The 15,991-nt window shown below is 61.5% G+C and carries 13 protein-coding genes, 1 tRNA gene, 1 pseudogene and 1 riboswitch; of the genes and pseudogenes, 6 read left to right on the forward strand and 9 right to left on the reverse strand.

The window, feature by feature from the left end; translation table 11 throughout:
* Window positions 1–5: 5 nt before the first annotated feature.
* Window positions 6–1,424: a pyruvate kinase gene (gene pyk, locus AC1DVN_RS23155; RefSeq protein ID WP_003944038.1), complete on the forward strand. Its 1,419-nt coding sequence runs from the start codon at window positions 6–8 to the stop codon at window positions 1,422–1,424.
* On the forward strand, window positions 1,425–2,306 hold the full coding sequence (locus AC1DVN_RS23160) for an acyl-CoA thioesterase (RefSeq protein ID WP_019748651.1): 882 nt from the start codon (window positions 1,425–1,427) through the stop codon (window positions 2,304–2,306).
* A 33-nt stretch (window positions 2,307–2,339) separates the two neighbouring features.
* On the opposite strand, the gene AC1DVN_RS23165 is transcribed toward AC1DVN_RS23160, so the two are convergent.
* Complete coding sequence (locus tag AC1DVN_RS23165) at window positions 2,340–2,843, reverse strand: SRPBCC domain-containing protein (protein ID WP_003944006.1); 504 nt, start codon at window positions 2,841–2,843, stop codon at window positions 2,340–2,342.
* A gap of 174 nt (window positions 2,844–3,017) precedes the next feature.
* A riboswitch (ZMP/ZTP riboswitch) is annotated at window positions 3,018–3,098 on the forward strand.
* Window positions 3,099–3,121: 23 nt separating this feature from the next.
* Here AC1DVN_RS23165 and AC1DVN_RS23170 point away from each other — a divergent pair.
* Window positions 3,122–4,027 (forward strand): bifunctional 5,10-methylenetetrahydrofolate dehydrogenase/5,10-methenyltetrahydrofolate cyclohydrolase, encoded by a 906-nt coding sequence (locus AC1DVN_RS23170; RefSeq protein WP_477994253.1) that lies wholly within the window; start codon window positions 3,122–3,124, stop codon window positions 4,025–4,027.
* A 166-nt stretch (window positions 4,028–4,193) separates the two neighbouring features.
* On the opposite strand, the pseudogene AC1DVN_RS23175 reads toward AC1DVN_RS23170, so the two are convergent.
* Together AC1DVN_RS23175 and AC1DVN_RS23180 are read right to left on the reverse strand one after the other, a co-directional pair.
* Window positions 4,194–4,826 (reverse strand): annotated as a pseudogene (locus tag AC1DVN_RS23175) (AMIN-like domain-containing (lipo)protein).
* Between the two features lie 75 nt (window positions 4,827–4,901).
* Window positions 4,902–4,978 (reverse strand) — tRNA-Leu (locus tag AC1DVN_RS23180).
* A gap of 107 nt (window positions 4,979–5,085) precedes the next feature.
* Between AC1DVN_RS23180 and AC1DVN_RS23185 the strand changes: the two genes are divergently transcribed.
* The gene (locus AC1DVN_RS23185) at window positions 5,086–5,703 is read left to right on the forward strand and encodes an ANTAR domain-containing response regulator (protein ID WP_003944029.1); all 618 of its coding nucleotides are present in this window, start codon (window positions 5,086–5,088) and stop codon (window positions 5,701–5,703) included.
* 218 nt (window positions 5,704–5,921) lie between these two features.
* Window positions 5,922–7,253 carry an ABC transporter substrate-binding protein gene (locus AC1DVN_RS23190; RefSeq protein ID WP_003944031.1) on the forward strand — a complete coding sequence of 444 codons (1,332 nt, stop codon included), beginning with the start codon at window positions 5,922–5,924 and terminating at the stop codon, window positions 7,251–7,253.
* A gap of 56 nt (window positions 7,254–7,309) precedes the next feature.
* Here the strand turns inward: AC1DVN_RS23190 and AC1DVN_RS23195 are convergent, their stop codons facing one another.
* From AC1DVN_RS23195 to AC1DVN_RS23210, 4 genes are read right to left on the reverse strand one after another with little or no spacing between them, the layout of a single operon-like run.
* The gene (locus AC1DVN_RS23195) at window positions 7,310–8,116 is read right to left on the reverse strand and encodes an ABC transporter ATP-binding protein (RefSeq protein ID WP_007728720.1); all 807 of its coding nucleotides are present in this window, start codon (window positions 8,114–8,116) and stop codon (window positions 7,310–7,312) included.
* Complete coding sequence (locus AC1DVN_RS23200) at window positions 8,113–9,141, reverse strand: ABC transporter ATP-binding protein (protein ID WP_029255470.1); 1,029 nt, start codon at window positions 9,139–9,141, stop codon at window positions 8,113–8,115. The genes AC1DVN_RS23195 and AC1DVN_RS23200 overlap by 4 nt, the downstream gene beginning before the upstream one ends.
* Window positions 9,134–10,123 (reverse strand): branched-chain amino acid ABC transporter permease, encoded by a 990-nt coding sequence (locus tag AC1DVN_RS23205; protein WP_003944088.1) that lies wholly within the window; start codon window positions 10,121–10,123, stop codon window positions 9,134–9,136. Before AC1DVN_RS23205 ends, AC1DVN_RS23200 begins: the two co-directional genes overlap by 8 nt.
* A gap of 5 nt (window positions 10,124–10,128) precedes the next feature.
* Window positions 10,129–11,439, reverse strand: coding sequence for a branched-chain amino acid ABC transporter permease (locus AC1DVN_RS23210; RefSeq protein ID WP_258955518.1), 1,311 nt, complete (start codon window positions 11,437–11,439; stop codon window positions 10,129–10,131).
* Window positions 11,440–11,742: 303 nt separating this feature from the next.
* Between AC1DVN_RS23210 and polA the strand changes: the two genes are divergently transcribed.
* Window positions 11,743–14,490 carry a DNA polymerase I gene (gene polA / locus AC1DVN_RS23215; RefSeq protein WP_019748643.1) on the forward strand — a complete coding sequence of 916 codons (2,748 nt, stop codon included), beginning with the start codon at window positions 11,743–11,745 and terminating at the stop codon, window positions 14,488–14,490.
* A 42-nt stretch (window positions 14,491–14,532) separates the two neighbouring features.
* On the opposite strand, the gene trxA is transcribed toward polA, so the two are convergent.
* Window positions 14,533–14,886 (reverse strand): thioredoxin, encoded by a 354-nt coding sequence (gene trxA, locus AC1DVN_RS23220; protein ID WP_477994254.1) that lies wholly within the window; start codon window positions 14,884–14,886, stop codon window positions 14,533–14,535.
* 74 nt (window positions 14,887–14,960) lie between these two features.
* The gene (locus AC1DVN_RS23225) at window positions 14,961–15,956 is read right to left on the reverse strand and encodes a helix-turn-helix domain-containing protein (RefSeq protein ID WP_020969741.1); all 996 of its coding nucleotides are present in this window, start codon (window positions 15,954–15,956) and stop codon (window positions 14,961–14,963) included.
* Window positions 15,957–15,991 lie beyond the last annotated feature (35 nt).

Consider the following 15,991-nt stretch of genomic DNA (forward strand, 5'->3'; position numbering starts at 1 on the left):
GAGCCGTGAACCGACGGACAAAAATTGTATGCACACTTGGACCTGCGACAGCTTCTGGCGACCGCATCCGTGAGCTCGTGGAGAGCGGCATGGACGTGGCGCGCCTCAACTTCAGCCACGGCGAGCATGCCGATCACGAAGAAAACTACATTCGCGTCCGCGCCGCGTCGGACGCCACCGGAAAGGCCGTCGGTGTTCTCGCCGACCTTCAGGGGCCCAAGATTCGCCTCGGCCGATTCAAGGACGAGCGGACCACCTGGGCCAACGGTGAAGAGGTTCGTATCACCGTCGACGACGTCGAGGGAACGCACGATCGCGTCGGGACCACGTACAAGGAATTGGCGCGCGACGCCAAGGCCGGCGATCGACTGCTGGTCGACGACGGAAAGGTCGGCCTGGTCGTCACGTCCATCGACGGCAACGACGTCGTCTGTCGGGTCACCGAAGGCGGTCCGGTCAGCAACAACAAGGGCCTCTCACTGCCCGGTATGAACGTCTCCGTTCCAGCCCTGTCGGGCAAGGACATCGCCGACCTCGAGTTCGCTCTCAAGCTGGGTGTCGACTTCATTGCACTCTCCTTCGTTCGCTCACCGGCGGACGTCGAATTGGTTCACGCCATCATGGATCGAGTCGGGCGCCGCGTTCCCGTCATCGCGAAGCTCGAGAAGCCCGAGGCCATCGACAATCTCGAGGCCATCGTGCTCGCGTTCGACGCCGTCATGGTCGCCCGCGGTGACCTCGGTGTCGAGTTGCCGCTCGAGCAGGTCCCGCTCGTTCAGAAGCGCGCAATCCAGATTGCTCGTGAGAACGCGAAGCCGGTCATCGTCGCGACGCAGATGCTCGAGTCGATGATCGAGAACTCACGTCCCACTCGTGCAGAGGCATCCGATGTCGCCAACGCCGTTCTCGACGGCGCCGACGCAGTCATGCTCTCGGGCGAGACTTCGGTGGGCAAGTACGTCATGGAAACCGTTCGCACCATGGCCCGCATCGTCGAGGCCGTCGAGAACGAATCAACCCGTGTCCCACCGTTGACCCACGTCCCGCGCACCAAGCGCGGAGTCATCTCGTACGCAGCACGCGACATCGGCGAACGTCTCGACGCCAAGGCCTTGGTTGCGTTCACTCAGTCCGGTGACACGGTGCGTCGACTGGCTCGTCTGCACACGCCGCTGCCGTTGCTCGCCTTCACACCGCTGCCCGCGGTGCGCAGTCAGCTGACGCTGACGTGGGGAACCGAGACGTTCCTGGTCGATGCGGTGGCCACCACCGACGAGATGGTGCGTCAGGTGGACAGTGCGTTGCTCTCCCTCGGGCGGTACGTCAAGGGCGACCTCGTGGTCATCGTTGCCGGATCCCCTCCGGGAACTGTCGGTTCCACCAACCTCATTCACGTCCACCGTATCGGCGAAGAGGACCACTGAGTGACCCACGCGAACGCGTCCACCGACCTCGGTACTCTTCTCGGTCTGTTGGATCTGGAGCAGATCGGTGACGACGCGTTCCGTGGATACCACCCGAAACAGGTAGGTTCGCGGACGTTCGGCGGCCAATTGGTGTCTCAGGCACTGATGGCCGCCGGACGGACTGTCGATGGTGATCGCCCCATCCATGCCGTGAACGCCCATTTCATTCGGGGCGGAGATGTGAAGGCGCCTATCGAGTACCGGGTGGAGCGTCATCGTGACGGGAGGGCATTCGCCAACCGTCAGGTGACTGCCTATCAGGGTGAGAACGAATTGTTCGTGATGCTCGCGGCGTTCCAGGACTCCGGCAAGGGGCTCGACCATGCTGTCGAGATCCCGGATGTTCCACTTCCGGAGTCGTTGCCTCCCATCGGCGATCATCTGGTGGGGTACGAGGAAAAACTGCCGCATTTCAGTGCGGCGCTCAAGCCGATCGACATGCGGTACGCCAACGATCCGGCGTGGATCCTCAAGGGCACCGGCGAGAAACTCAACCACAATCGGGTGTGGATGCGCCCCGACGGTGATCTGCCGGACGATTCGCTCATTCACGCTGCGACGCTGGCATATTCGTCCGACACCACCGTGCTCGATTCGATTCTGACCACTCATGGTTTGTCCTGGGGTCATGATCGTATCGTCGCGGCGACGGTCAATCATTCGATCTGGTTCCATCGCCCGTTCCGGTTCACCGACTGGGTTCTGTACGCCACCGAATCGCCGGTCGCCGCAGGTTCGCGCGGTCTGGCAACCGGACGGTACTTCTCGGTGGAAGGACTGCTGTTGGCGACGGTGGTCCAAGAAGGAATGATCAGGCATTTCCCGCGTAAAGGGGAATGAGATGCGGGCCCGAGACTGAACTCGGGCCCAGAATCAAGCAGACTTGCGATATTGCGGTGAGAGTTCGTCGGCGCGGTCCCACGGAGACCAGTCGACTTCGCGTCCATCGAGTTGGGCCGCAACAACTTCCAAGCCCGCGTGCCAGCCGGCGGCGTGGGCGTACGCGGACTCTTCGTCTTCCATCGTGTGGGTGAGGGTCAGCCAGCAACCGCCGGTGCCGTCCGGTGCCAGTTCCCAATGCAGAGTATCTGCGTCCCAGAGGAATTCGAGAATTCGGTGCGGGTGGACGCTGATGACCGTCCCGCGTGTCACGTGATCTGCGGGCAGTCCGAATCGCTCGACTTGTTCCGGGGTCACCTTGAACAGCAGATCCGCGCCTGGAGTGAGATTGAAATCGACGTCCGCCGGGAACCAGGCGTCGAGGTACTCGCGTTCCGTTATCACTTTCCAGACCTTGTCCGGTGCGTGCGGAATTGCCAGTTGGAAGCTCAGTGACACCCGACCGTCATAGGTCAGGTTTATCTTGCCGTTGTCCATCGGTGCCTCCAATGCTTGGTGCCCGTGCGGTTGCCCCCATCGTGCCATCTAATTGCTTAGGATGGAATAACTGCAGGTCAGATCGTTACCTATTGATAGGTTATGTCGATTTGTCTCGTTTTGAGAGCGGCGTTCCGGATGTGTTTCGTGGCAGTGAGACAAACGCGCGGTACGCTGACCACGCACGACTGGCGCGGGTGGGAATCACCACCGGGGAGTGCACATCGCGAGGCATCGACCGCCTGGGTGCTTCACACATCTTGTGTGAAGGGGGATTCATGTCTACCGAAAATCTGCCCAGCCAGAACGTGGCCGCTCGAATAATCGACGGACGCGCAATTGCCGATGCTGCGCTCGCGGACCTCTCAGTGCGCACGAGGCAGTTTCGTGATGAGACGGGGCACGTTCCTTGCCTGGCCGCCGTCATCGTGGGAGCGGACCCGGCCTCGAAGGCGTATGTACAGATGAAGGCCAAACGGTCTGTCGTCGTCGGAATGACGTCGCGGACGGTCGAACTCCCGGTGAGTACAACCACCGAAGAACTAGTCGACGTGCTGAGAGCGTCGTCGGCGGACCCTTCGATCGACGGCATACTGCTGCAACACCCGGTGCCAGGCCACATCGACGAACGGGCTGCGTTCGATGCCATCTCGGCCGACAAGGACGTTGACGGCGTTACCTCGGCAGCGTTCGCGGCAATGGCGTTGACCGGTGGGGGATTCGAATCATGTACACCGAGTGGCATCCTGCGCCTGCTCGACGCCACAGGCGTCGAACTCTCCGGAAAGCATGCTGTCGTGGTCGGCCGAAGCCCGATACTCGGATTGCCGATGGGAATGCTCCTCCTGCGTCGAGGCGCAACGGTGACATACTGCCATTCGCGAACCGTCGACCTGGCCGCCCACGTCGCTTCGGCAGACATCGTCATCGCGGCCGTCGGTGTTCCGGAACTGATCAAAGGGGCGTGGATCAAGCCTGGGGCAGTGGTGATCGATGCGGGGTACAACGCGGGCAACGTCGGAGATGTGGAGTACGCCGCCGCGCTCCCACATGCCGGTGCGATCACACCGGTGCCGGGTGGCGTCGGCCCCATGACGGTTGCCGTCCTGCTGGAACAAACACTGGCAGCAGCAGTTCGCGCAGCGGAAGTTCGGGCATGCAGTGAGAGTTCGGGCATGCAGTGAGAATCATGACAGTCGTGTTGGACCGGACCCAGCAATCGCCTCGGATCGATTGTGAGACCTCGGTTTCGAGACGGAGTATTCATCCGCCCCTCGATAACCGAATTACCGCGTCGAGCACCGCTGCGCTGGAATGGCTGAGCTGAGCGCGCAATTGGGTATTCGACAGTCAGCTGTCTGCCGTGGGGATGTCGATCATCAACTGGGACGGTGAATCGGATGTCGATACGGTGTATGCCGGACGGATGTCGACCGTGCCGACAAACGACTGCAGGATCGCACTGTTCCTGGCCGCACTGTCTATGCGCGTGATGTTTTCGCCCTCGTGAGATACGGAGTTGAGCGACGAATCCGATTGGACTCCCATCAGGTCGACTTGAAGTATCGATCGACTTCCGACGTCCACGACTGTGCTGTCACCCGCTCGGATTGCTTCGCTGACGTATTCGGTTTTCCAGAACACTGATCCATTTCCGTCGAATCAGTAGGTGATTCGGGTGAAACCGTCGTGATCGGTTACGTCGATCTCGGTCACGTCGACGCGCGGATTCGGTGAAAAGATCTCCGTGTCGTTCGGGAGCGGAGCAAGCGTGGAGATCTCGGTTGGTAGGGCATCGATCGGGGGAGTGCCGACCTGAAGGGTGCCTGTCTGTGTTGCAGCATCGAGGACGGTCTGGGTGGAAGATTCGCCGGCAGTGTTGGATTCGCCGGCAGTGTCGGATTGGTCGTCAGTCTGACACCCGGGGAGCAGCGCGAAAACAGATATGGCTCCGAGCAGAGCAATCAGGCGACGACCGTTCATGGATCGAATCTAACTGCGGTCGATCTGGGGTACAGCCGAATGCCGAAACCTTGCGGTACGGCCAACTGCGGCAGGTGGTGCCCTCGGTGAGACTCGAACTCACACTGGACGGGTTTTGAATCCGTTTCCTCTGCCAATTGGGATACGAGGGCTTGTTGCGATGACTACATTAGAAGATGCGATTTCAATGTCAAACACCGGTACCCTCTAATCGTTCGCGTCTCGTGTCGGGGCGGTTCGATGGAGGAGGATGGTGGCCATGAATTCGCCGCAGCCGCAAGGCAATCAGCTCGCACCCCGTCGTGTTGTCGTCGCTGAAGACGAGGCGTTGATCCGCATGGATCTGGTCGAGATGCTCCGCGAAGAGGGCTACGACGTCGTCGGTGAGGCCGGTGACGGGCAGGTTGCGGTGGAGTTGGCCGAGTCGCTCAAGCCTGATCTGGTCATCATGGACGTGAAGATGCCCAGGAGAGACGGCATCGACGCCGCTTCGGAGATTGCCGCCAAGCGGATCGCTCCTGTTGTCATTCTCACAGCGTTCAGTCAGCGCGAGTTGGTCGAGCGCGCACGCGATGCCGGCGCCATGGCTTACTTGGTCAAGCCGTTCTCGATCAGTGACCTCGTTCCCGCTGTCGAATTGGCGGTCAGTCGTTTCCGCGAGGTGACGGCGCTCGAGCGTGAGGTCGCTGATCTTTCCGACCGGCTCGAAGCACGCAAGCTGATCGAGCGAGCCAAGAGTGTTCTGATGGTTCGCCAAGCGCTCACCGAACCTGAGGCGTTCAAGTGGATTCAGCGTGCCGCGATGGATCGGCGCTCCACGATGAAGGCGGTCGCACAGGTCGTACTGGAAACTCTGGGCGGTGAACCGGACGCTTGAGCAAAGTGTCCGGGTTATCCGGCTGCACTGAGTGGCTGCGTCGACCGTCGAAACGTCGCGCAGCGCTACAGCCGTGTAAACACTGTGCGCCTTCAGATAACAGTCAGGTCACAGGGCTTTCTTGAAGGATCGCGAAACGGTTCCAAGGTCTAGCGTCTGATCCCACAGCGAGCGCCAGTTCGGGTGGCGCGAGCACCGGCTGATCTTAGGAGCGTGGGATGGCTAGACGAACACTTGTGCGTACTGCTGCAGTTCTCGGCGCGGCATCACTGGCACTTGCAGGCTGTAGCTCGGACAAGTCGGATGACTCGTCTTCGAGTGGCTCTACGTCCGGCGCTTCCGCCGCGACGACATCCGTCACGACTGATTGCACCCCGGAGCAGGCCAAGGCCGGCGCCACCCCGTCCACGGAAGCGCTGCGTATCGGTACGCTTCTTCCTGATACAGGCAGCTTGTCGTTCCTCGGGCCGCCGATGGTCGCGGGCACCCAGCTGGGAGTCAACGACGTCAATGCAGCCGGAGGCGTTCTCGGCCAACCGGTCCAGCTGATTCCCGGCGATTCGGGTGACACCACAACGGACACCGCCAACACCACCGTCGACCGCGAATTGGCTGCAGGCACTCAGGTCATCGTCGGCGCCGCGTCGTCCTCGGTCTCGCTCAAGGTGATCGACAAGATCGCCAGCGCAGGCGTCGTGATGTTCTCGCCTGCCAACACTTCGGACCAATTCGTCTGCTACCCCGACAAGGGCATGTACTTCCGCACCGCTCCGACGGACGTACTACAGGCTCAGGCCGTCGCACAGCTCATTTCGGACGACGGTGGTCAGCGCGTAGCGATCATGGCCCTCAACGACCCGTACGGGACGGGTCTGGCGGACAACATCGAAAAGAATCTGATCGATTCGGGCGTCCCCTCCGATCAGATCGAGAAGATCATCTACGACCCGAACGCGCAGTCGTTCAACTCCGAAGTCGATCAAGTCAAGAACTTCAATCCGGATGCAGTGGCATTGGTGGGCTTCGAGGAGTCGGCGAAGATCATCACGCGCATGCACGAAGTGGGCATCGGCCCGTCGGACGGAATGGCGATGTACGGCGTCGACGGCAACATGGGTAACGCGCTCGGCGAATCCGTGGCGAAGCCGTTGCTCGACACCATGCAGGGAACCACGCCCCTGACGGACGTCGGAGCTGCCTTCCAGGATCGTCTCAAGGCTGTGAACCCCTCTCTGATCGACTTCAACTACGCCGGAGAGTCCTACGACGCGGTGGTGATCTCAGCGCTCGCTGCCGAGCAGGCGAAGTCGACGGCCGGTACCGACATCGCAGCCAACATCAACAGCGTCACCGAAGGTGGCACCAAGTGCACGTCCTACGTCGAGTGCCTGCCGTTGGTGAAGGCGGGAACCGACATCGACTACGACGGCATCACCGGTGAGTTGGACTTCAACGATTCGGGAGAACCGTCCATCGGTTCGTACGGAAAGCTCAAGTTCGGCCCTGAGAACACGCTGACCACAGAAGGATTCGTGGTCGTGGGCAAGTAAGCAGCCAACGAGAATGGGCCAGGGTCGCAAGACCCTGGCCCATTCTCGTGTCTGTTCTACTTCTCTTTGCTTCCGGCGAGCGTTCCCAAGTACAACTCGATCACCTTGGGGTCGTTCATCAGATTGGCGCCGGTGTCGGTGTACGCGTTCTTACCCTGATCGAGTACGTAGCCGCGGTCGCAGATCTGAAGGCAGCGGCGCGCGTTCTGCTCGACCATGATGACCGAGACACCCGCAGCATTGATCTTCTTGCAGCGGATGAACACCTCGTCCTGGAACATGGGGGACAGGCCCGCGGACGGTTCGTCGAGCAGCAGCACCGACGGATCCATCATGAGGGCCCGGCCCATCGCGACCATCTGGCGTTCGCCGCCGGAGAGTGCGCCGGCCTTCACCTTTCGTCGTTCACTCAGAAGAGGGAACAGTTCACTCACGAAGGCGAATCGTTCCGCGAATGCCTTGGGACGCAGATAAATGCCCATTTCGAGGTTTTCTTCGATGGTCAGAGTCTGAAAGACGTTCTGTGTCTGAGGGACGTACCCGACTCCCTTCTGAACGAGGACGTGCGCGGGCGCAGACGTGATGTTGTCCTCGCGTAGGGTGACCGACCCTTCGCGTACCGGTATCAGTCCGAACAGTGATTTCAGGAGTGTCGATTTGCCTGCGCCGTTCGGTCCGATGATCCCGACGATTTCCCCTTCCTTCAGGAAGAAGTTGCATTCACGCAGGATGTTGACGCCGGGAATGTAGCCCGCGACGAGGCTGTCGGCGCGGAGCAGGGCACCTGCCGACAGTCGCTGATGCTCCTCGGCCGTCGCGGCGAACTCTGCAGGCGTGAGTGAACGTGCGTGGTTCTCGCTCATGGCTTCTCGTGCCTTCCGCGCGGTTCCTCGGGACTCGATTCCAGCGTCGCGGCGAGATCGGCCGGAAGGTTGTCGACGTCGGGTTCCGACAGGTCCCCGCCCGACTCGAGGGTTTCGACCTCGGCTTCAGCCAGGGCGGCGGCCAGAACGGCCGTCTCGCCCACCGGATTTCCGTTGTCGTCGAACTCGAGGGCCTGGTCATGGTGGCTGCCCAGATATGCGTCGACGACGGCTGTGTTGGACGAGAGTTCGTCCGGGGTGGATTCGGCGATGACGCTGCCCTGCGCCATGACCACCACCCAATCGCTGATATCTCGGATCACGTCCATGTCGTGCTCGACGAACACGACCGTCATTCCGTCGTCGCGCAATGATTTGATGTGTCCGAGCAGGCTTTGCGTCAGAGCAGGATTGACCCCCGCCATCGGTTCGTCGAGCATCACCACCGAGGGCGAGGTCATGAGTGCGCGAGCCATTTCGAGCAGTTTGCGCTGCCCACCGGAGAGTGAACCGGCGAGGTCGTCTGCCTTGGTGTCGAGTTTGAATCGTGCGAGGAGTTCGTTGGCGCGTTCGGTGATCTCGCGTTCCTGGCCTTTCCAGATCCACGGAACGAGGGATGCAAAAATGCGTTCACCACGTTGGCCGGTGGCACCGAGACGTACGTTGTCCAGCACGGTGAGTTTGGAGAGCGCCTTGGTCAACTGGAACGTCCGTACCACTCCTTTCCTGGCTACCTGGTGGGGATACATGCGGCCCAGCGATTGACCGTCCATCGACCACGTACCGGTGTCCGGCCGGTCGAAACCGGTGAGGAGGTTGAAGAGCGTCGTTTTTCCGGCACCGTTTGGACCGATCAGACCCGTGATGCACCCTCGTTGAATCTCGAGGTGATCGACGTCGACGGCCTTGAGACCGCCGAACGTCCGCGAGACGTTGTCAGCGACCAGTACCGGGTCGGGTTTCGCCGATCCGGGAAGGTGAGGAACGTCGGCAAAGATCTGTGCTCTGGTATCGGCGTCAAGCATTGAGTTGCACCTCCCGCTTGTTACCCAGTATTCCCTGCGGTCTGAAGACCATCAGGAGAGCAATCATCAATCCGAGCAGGACATACCTGGTGGCCCCGACTTGCTGTTCCGTGAGTGAAAGCAGCGGATTTTCGCCGGAGATCGCCTGACGCAGCAAGGCATCAGGGATGGCGAGGAGGAACCAGAACAACATTGCGCCGACCACCGGGCCGAATACCGTTGCCGCCCCGCCCAGAATCAGTGCGCCGAACGCGAAGAACGTCTGCGCGGTCGAGTAGAAGTCCGGGTTGATGGACTTGGTCTGCAGGGCGTTGAACACACCGGCCAGGCCACCGATCACGCCGCCGAGAACCAGAGCCTGCATCTTGTACACGAAGACGTTCTTGCCCAACGATCGCGCTGCGTCCTCGTCTTCGCGTACCGCCTTGAGGACGCGCCCCCACGGACTGTGCGTCAACAGGTAGACAAATCCGCACAAGATCAAGACCAGCGTCCACCCCACGACCATCGACCAGAGGTCGTCTCCGTAGAACTTCACGCCGAGAAACGAGTACTGCTTGGCCGAGTCGAAGGGGCTCAGCGCGGTGAACGGGTCTGCGAAACCGAACAGGCCGTTGGTGGAACCGGTCACCGAATCCGACGCGGTCGAGCGGAAGATCAGACGCAGGATCTCCGAAGCGGCGATGGTGACGATGGCGAGATAGTCGGCGCGCAGACGCAGCGTCGGGATACCGAGCACGAGCGCGAGGAGCCCGGCTGCGGTAAGTCCGACGAGGATGCCGAGCCACAACGGCTGGTCGTAGGTCACGGTCATGATGCCGACCCCGTAGCCGCCGAGGAGGGCAAAACCGATCTGACCGAAGTTGAGCAGTCCGGCGTAGCCGAAGTGCAGGTTCAGCCCGATTGCCAGCAATGCGTAGAAGATTGCCGACGGCCCGATCAACTGGGCGAAGGAAACCTGGAAAGCTCCCATGATGTCCATGTTCGTCACCCGATCCTTTGTCTGGATCCGAGGATGCCCTGGGGGCGAACCACGAGGATCACGATCAAGACGAGAAGTCCGCCGATGTATTTGAGATCGGGGTTGATGATGAGCGTCGAGAGTTGGACCAGAAGTCCCACGATGACGCAGCCGAGTAGCGCCCCGTACGCGGTTCCCAGACCACCGAGGGTGATTCCGGCGAACATGAGCAGCAGCAGTTTGAAGCCCATTTCCCACTGGACGCGTCCGCCGAGTTCGGAGATACCGAACAGCACACCGCCGAGGGCGGCCAATCCGCCGCCGAGACCCCAGACGAACATGATCACGCGCTCGACGTTGATACCGGACGAAGCGGCGAGGTCACGATTGTCGGAGACGGCACGCATGGCCTTTCCGATGCGAGTCTTCTGCAGAAGCAGTGCGACGCCGACCAGGACGACCAGACTGACGATCATGACTATCGCGTTGGCGTCGGTCAGTGCGATCGGGCCCCAGTTCTTCTCGACCTGGCCCTGGTAGTCGTCGAACGGTTCGGCGCGGTCGGAGAAGAAGATCAGGATCAAGTAGCGCAATGAAATCGCGAGACCGATCGAGACCACCAATTGCGCGATCAACCCGGTCTTGCGCTTACGCAGTGGTTTCCAGACGATTCCGTTGGTCAGCAGGCCGATGCCGATGCCGACGATGATCGCGAGGATCGTGGCGGGAATCAGCGGAACGCCGAAGGACGTGTTGATCACCCAGGCAGCAACGGCTCCTAACGTCACCATCTCGCCGTGAGCGAAGTTGGTCAGGCCAGTGGTGCCGTAGATCAGGCTCAAACCCACACCGGCGATCGCGATCACGAGGCCGAACCGCAGACCGTCGACCGTTGTGCGGATCAGCTTCTCGCCGAAGCTGACATTCGAGGCGGTACGTACCTCGCCGAACGAGAAGATCACGGTGTTCGCGCGGCCGGCCACCACCTCGCGTTCGACAGCGGCTTGCACACTGACCCCGTCGGGAAGTGTGTCGGCAACGATCTCGAAGGTGTAGGTGCCCGGTGCCACGGCCAGTACCCAACGGCCGTTCGATGCCGATTCTCCGGTGGCGACTTCCGTACCGGAAGAATCGAGCGCACGGACGGTGACGCCCGCGAGGCGTGTGCCGCCGTTGTTGAGATTGCCGCTGACGGGGACAGCGTTGTCGGAAACCGGTGCTGTCGGTGTTTCGGATGCTGTCGCGGTCGGCGGTGTAGGGGAAGTGGTCGGTTCCTGAGCCGAAGCAGTTCCGGCCAGGCTGAGTAATGCGAAGAACGTCAGTAATGCAAAGGCCAGTAGTCGGCTGAGTGTCGCGAGGGTCTGCCGTTTCACTACGGGTGGGGCCACGTACGTCCTCCGAGCGGGTCGGGAATAGCGCGTCTGGACAAAGGTGCCGCGCAGCACAGGGATTGTTTCGTTGCTGCGATTTCCGGACTCTAACGGCTCCGTTCGCTTCAGATGGGGTTCTGAGATTTCCGGGATGTTTCGGTTCCGTATCGAAGGCCGAAGGCTGCATCAATTGTCTGATTCTTGTGTCTGTTCCTGCGTAAACAACGGCGAAGGCGTCGATGTCGGTCGCGATCCCTAGACTGATGAACCGTGAGCCCCGCAACCACAACTCGGTCCAGCACGTCCACCGCTTCAGCCGGCACCACCGGCAAGGCGGACGATCGCCCTCTTCTGATGCTTCTCGACGGGCATTCGTTGGCATTTCGCGCCTTCTATGCGCTGCCTGCAGAGAACTTCAAGACACACAGTGGGCAGGCCACCAACGCGGTGTACGGCTTCACGTCGATGTTGATCAACCTTCTTCGTGACGAGCAGCCCACCCACTTGGCCGCGGCTTTCGACGTGTCGCGTCAGACGTTTCGCGCCGACCTGTTCCCCGAATACAAGGCGCAGCGCGCGAAGGCTCCGGACGAATTCAAGGGCCAGATCGACATCACCAAGGACGTTCTCGGCGCGCTGGGCATCCCGGTCATGGCCGAGGAAGGTTTCGAGGCCGACGACGTGATTGCCACGTTGACCACGCAGGCGGAGGCACTCGGATACCGGGTTCTCGTCGTGACCGGCGACCGCGACTCGCTGCAGCTGGTGACCGACAACGTCACTGTGCTCTACCCGAAGAAGGGTGTCTCGGAGCTCACCCGATTCACGCCGACGGCCGTCGAGGAGAAGTACAGCCTCACTCCGTCGCAGTATCCGGATTTTGCTGCCCTGCGCGGCGACCCGAGTGACAACCTCCCCGGTATCCCCGGCGTCGGCGAGAAAACCGCTACCAAGTGGATCCGTGAGTACGGTGACCTGCAGGGACTGGTAGACAACGTGGACAAGGTCCGCGGCAAGGTGGGCGACTCACTACGAGAGAACCTCGCAAACGTCCTGCTCAATCGTCAGCTCACCGAGATGGTTCGCGACGTTCCGTTGCCGTACACGCCCGAGCAGTTGGTCTTGGCCCCGTGGGACCGCGAGAAGATTCATGCGTTGTTCGACGATCTCGAGTTCAAGGTTCTCCGCGATCGACTGTTCGCGACCCTGTCGTCGTCCGAGCCCGAAGCAGAGGAAGGGTTCGAGGTCAGCGGCGACGCACTCGCCCCGGGTGCGGTTGCCGCGTGGCTCGACGCCCACGCGCGAACCGGTGAGCGTCACGGCGTCACGGTGCTCGGAACCAGAACTCCGTTTGCCGGCGACGTCACTGCACTCGCGATCGCGGCCTCCGACGGTGAATGTGCGTACATCGCGGCGTCGACGGCAACACCGGAAGACGAAGCAGCTCTCGGTGATTGGCTCGCCGATGCATCGCAGCCGAAGGCGCTGCACGAAGCCAAGTGGGCGATCCATGCTCTGCGTGGGCGTGGTTGGACGCTCGGTGGACTGACCAGCGACACTGCTCTGGCCGCATATCTCGTCCGGCCGGGCCAGCGCAGCTTCAATCTCGACGATCTCTCGCTCCGCTACCTCAAGCGTGAACTGCGCGCCGAAACATCCGGCCAGGAACAGCTTTCACTGCTCGACGACACCGAACAGCTCGATGCCGAAGCAGCCGAGACCGCGATGCTCAGCGCTCAGGCCGTTCTCGACTTGGCAGCTGCACTGGACACCGAGTTGGAGTCGATCGAGTCCAAGTCGCTCCTCTCCGACATGGAACTGCCGTTGACGATCGAGCTCGCTCAGATCGAGGCCACCGGCATCGCCGTCGACAGCGCGCATCTGCACGATCTTCAGAGCCGTTTCGCCTCCCAGGTCGCCGACGCCGCAAACTCCGCGTACGAGGTGATCGACAAGCAGATCAACCTGGGTTCGCCGAAGCAGCTGCAGGTGGTCTTGTTCGAAGAACTCGACATGCCCAAGACGAAGAAGACGAAGACGGGCTACACCACCGACGCCGAGGCGTTGCAGGGTCTGTTCGACAAGACAGGACACCCGTTCCTCGAACACCTTCTCGCGCACCGTGATGCGACGCGTATGAAGGTGACCGTCGACGGTCTTCTCAAGGCCGTGGCCGAAGACGGTCGCATCCACACGACGTTCAACCAGACGGTTGCCGCGACCGGGCGTCTGTCGTCGACCGATCCGAACTTGCAGAACATCCCGGTGCGAAACGACGCGGGGCGCGAGATTCGCGACGGATTCGTAGTCGGGCAGGGGTTCGACGTTCTGCTCACTGCCGACTACAGCCAGATCGAAATGCGCATCATGGCGCACGTGTCAGGCGACGAGGGGCTGATCGAGGCATTCAACACCGGTGAGGACCTGCACAGCTTTGTCGGCTCGCGCGCATTCGGTGTACCGATCGAAGAGGTAACTCCTGAACTGCGTCGCCGGGTCAAGGCGATGTCCTACGGTCTGGCCTACGGGCTCAGTGCCTACGGATTGGCGTCGCAGTTGAAGATTTCGACCGAAGAAGCGAAGCAGCAGATGGATGCGTACTTCGCTCGTTTCGGCGGCGTGCGGGATTACCTCCACGCGGTGGTCGAGCAGGCACGTAAGGACGGCTACACCTCGACGCTCTACGGTCGTCGTCGCTACCTGCCGGACCTCAACAGCGACAACCGTCAGCGTCGTGAGGTGGCCGAACGTGCTGCCCTGAATGCGCCGATCCAGGGCACCGCAGCCGACATCATCAAGGTCGCGATGATCAATGTTCAGAAGGCTCTCGCCGAAGCCGGATTGAAGTCGCGCATGCTGTTGCAGGTGCACGACGAATTGGTGCTCGAAGTGGTCGCCTCCGAGTTGGAGGAAGTCACCGCACTGGTCAAGGACAAGATGGCCACAGCCATCGAGTTGTCGGTACCCCTGGATGTTTCGGTGGGAACCGGTCGAAGCTGGGACAGCGCGGCTCACTGAGTCGGCGTCAAGACAGTCTGGCTACGAAAAGAGGCCGCAACCCTAAGCTTTGATCTGCTTGCGGACCTCGTCCATGTCGAGTGCCTTGACCTGAGTGACGAGCTCTTCGAGCTGAGCGGCGGGAAGAGCGCCGGCCTGGTTGAACACGAGTACGCCTTCGCGGAAGGCCATGATCGTGGGGATGGAGCGGATGTTCGCGGCCGCTGCGATTCCCTGCTCGGCCTCGGTGTCGACCTTGGCGTGAACGACGTCGGCATGCTTCTCCGAAGAGGCTTCGAACGTCGGCGCGAACTGGCGGCACGGGCCGCACCAGGAGGCCCAGAAGTCCACGAGGACGACGTCGCTGCCGTTGATCGTTTCGTCGAAGTTCTGCTGGGTGAGTGTCTGGGTGGCCACAGGGGTCCTTTCCATTGTGCGGGCTGTTGGTGTGTGCAACGCCCCGGAACCGCTGATTCTTCCCTGAGCCGATTTCAGCTTGCGTTCTCGGTCGCCCGAAACGTCCGGCGGTAGGCCTGGGGCGTGGTGCAGCGAAGCCGGATGAAGTGCTGGCGAAGCACGGCGCCGCCGCCGAAACCGACGCGTTCTGCGATGACATCGACGGAGAGGTCCGAATTCTCCAGGAGTTGCTGGGCGGCCAGTACTCGCTGATCGCTGAGCCAGCGGGCGGGAGTTGTTCCCGTTTCCGCTTGGAAACGGCGGGCAAATGTGCGAGCGGACATGTTCGCTCGGGCCGCGACCATTCCGACAGTGAGGTCGAGGGCGAGATTCTCCGTCATCCAGTCGAGGAGTGGGGCAAGGGTTGCACTCGGCGTCGAGGTGAGGGGAGTGGCGACGTACTGGGCCTGCCCACCGTCACGGTGGGGTGGCACCACCATCCTTCTCGCGATGCCGTTGGCGACACGAGAACCCTGTTCCTTTCGCACGATGTGCAGGCACAGATCGATTCCTGCCGCGGTGCCTGCGCTGGTGAACACCGGATCTTCGTCCACGTACAACACGTCCGGATCGACCTTGGCTTCCGGATACGTCTGGGCAAGCCTCTCTGCGTGCCGCCAATGCGTCGTGCATCGCCTTCCGTCCAGTAGTCCAGCCGCGCCGAGGACAAACGCTCCGGTGCACAGGCTCGCCACCTTGGCGCCCCGGGCTACGGCCTCGTTGAGTTTGACCAGCAGGGGATCGACACTCGAGTCGGGACTCGGTGAGCACATGTACGCGTCGCCGGCGTCGTAGGTTCCGCCGGCGGAAACGACGATGAGGTCGGCGTCGTCGAGAGAATCGAGGTTGTACGGAACATCGATGTTGTAACCGAACCGCGTTCGGATCGGGCCCGGAACTGCGGCGATCAGCGAGAAGTCGTACGTGGGGAGGCCGTCGTCGGATCGGTCGAAGCCGAAGACTTCACATGCCACGCCGAGTTCGAACGCCTCGGTCATCGGCATCAGTGGGACCACCACTTTCGCGAGCATCTTTCGAGTGTGACAGAAAAACGGGAAAGTGGCAG

Source organism: Rhodococcus sp. P4_E4 (assembly GCF_056401575.1).

Bases quoted from the DNA above. Each gene is read 5' to 3' on its own strand.
- AC1DVN_RS23165 (WP_003944006.1), bottom strand. From the start codon at position 2,843: ATGGACAACGGCAAGATAAACCTGACCTATGACGGTCGGGTGTCACTG.
- AC1DVN_RS23170 (WP_477994253.1), top strand. From the start codon at position 3,122: ATGTCTACCGAAAATCTGCCCAGCCAGAACGTGGCCGCTCGAATAATC.
- AC1DVN_RS23185 (WP_003944029.1), top strand. From the start codon at position 5,086: ATGAATTCGCCGCAGCCGCAAGGCAATCAGCTCGCACCCCGTCGTGTT.
- AC1DVN_RS23190 (WP_003944031.1), top strand. From the start codon at position 5,922: ATGGCTAGACGAACACTTGTGCGTACTGCTGCAGTTCTCGGCGCGGCA.
- AC1DVN_RS23195 (WP_007728720.1), bottom strand. From the start codon at position 8,116: ATGAGCGAGAACCACGCACGTTCACTCACGCCTGCAGAGTTCGCCGCG.
- AC1DVN_RS23200 (WP_029255470.1), bottom strand. From the start codon at position 9,141: ATGCTTGACGCCGATACCAGAGCACAGATCTTTGCCGACGTTCCTCAC.
- AC1DVN_RS23205 (WP_003944088.1), bottom strand. From the start codon at position 10,123: ATGGACATCATGGGAGCTTTCCAGGTTTCCTTCGCCCAGTTGATCGGG.
- AC1DVN_RS23225 (WP_020969741.1), bottom strand. From the start codon at position 15,956: ATGCTCGCGAAAGTGGTGGTCCCACTGATGCCGATGACCGAGGCGTTC.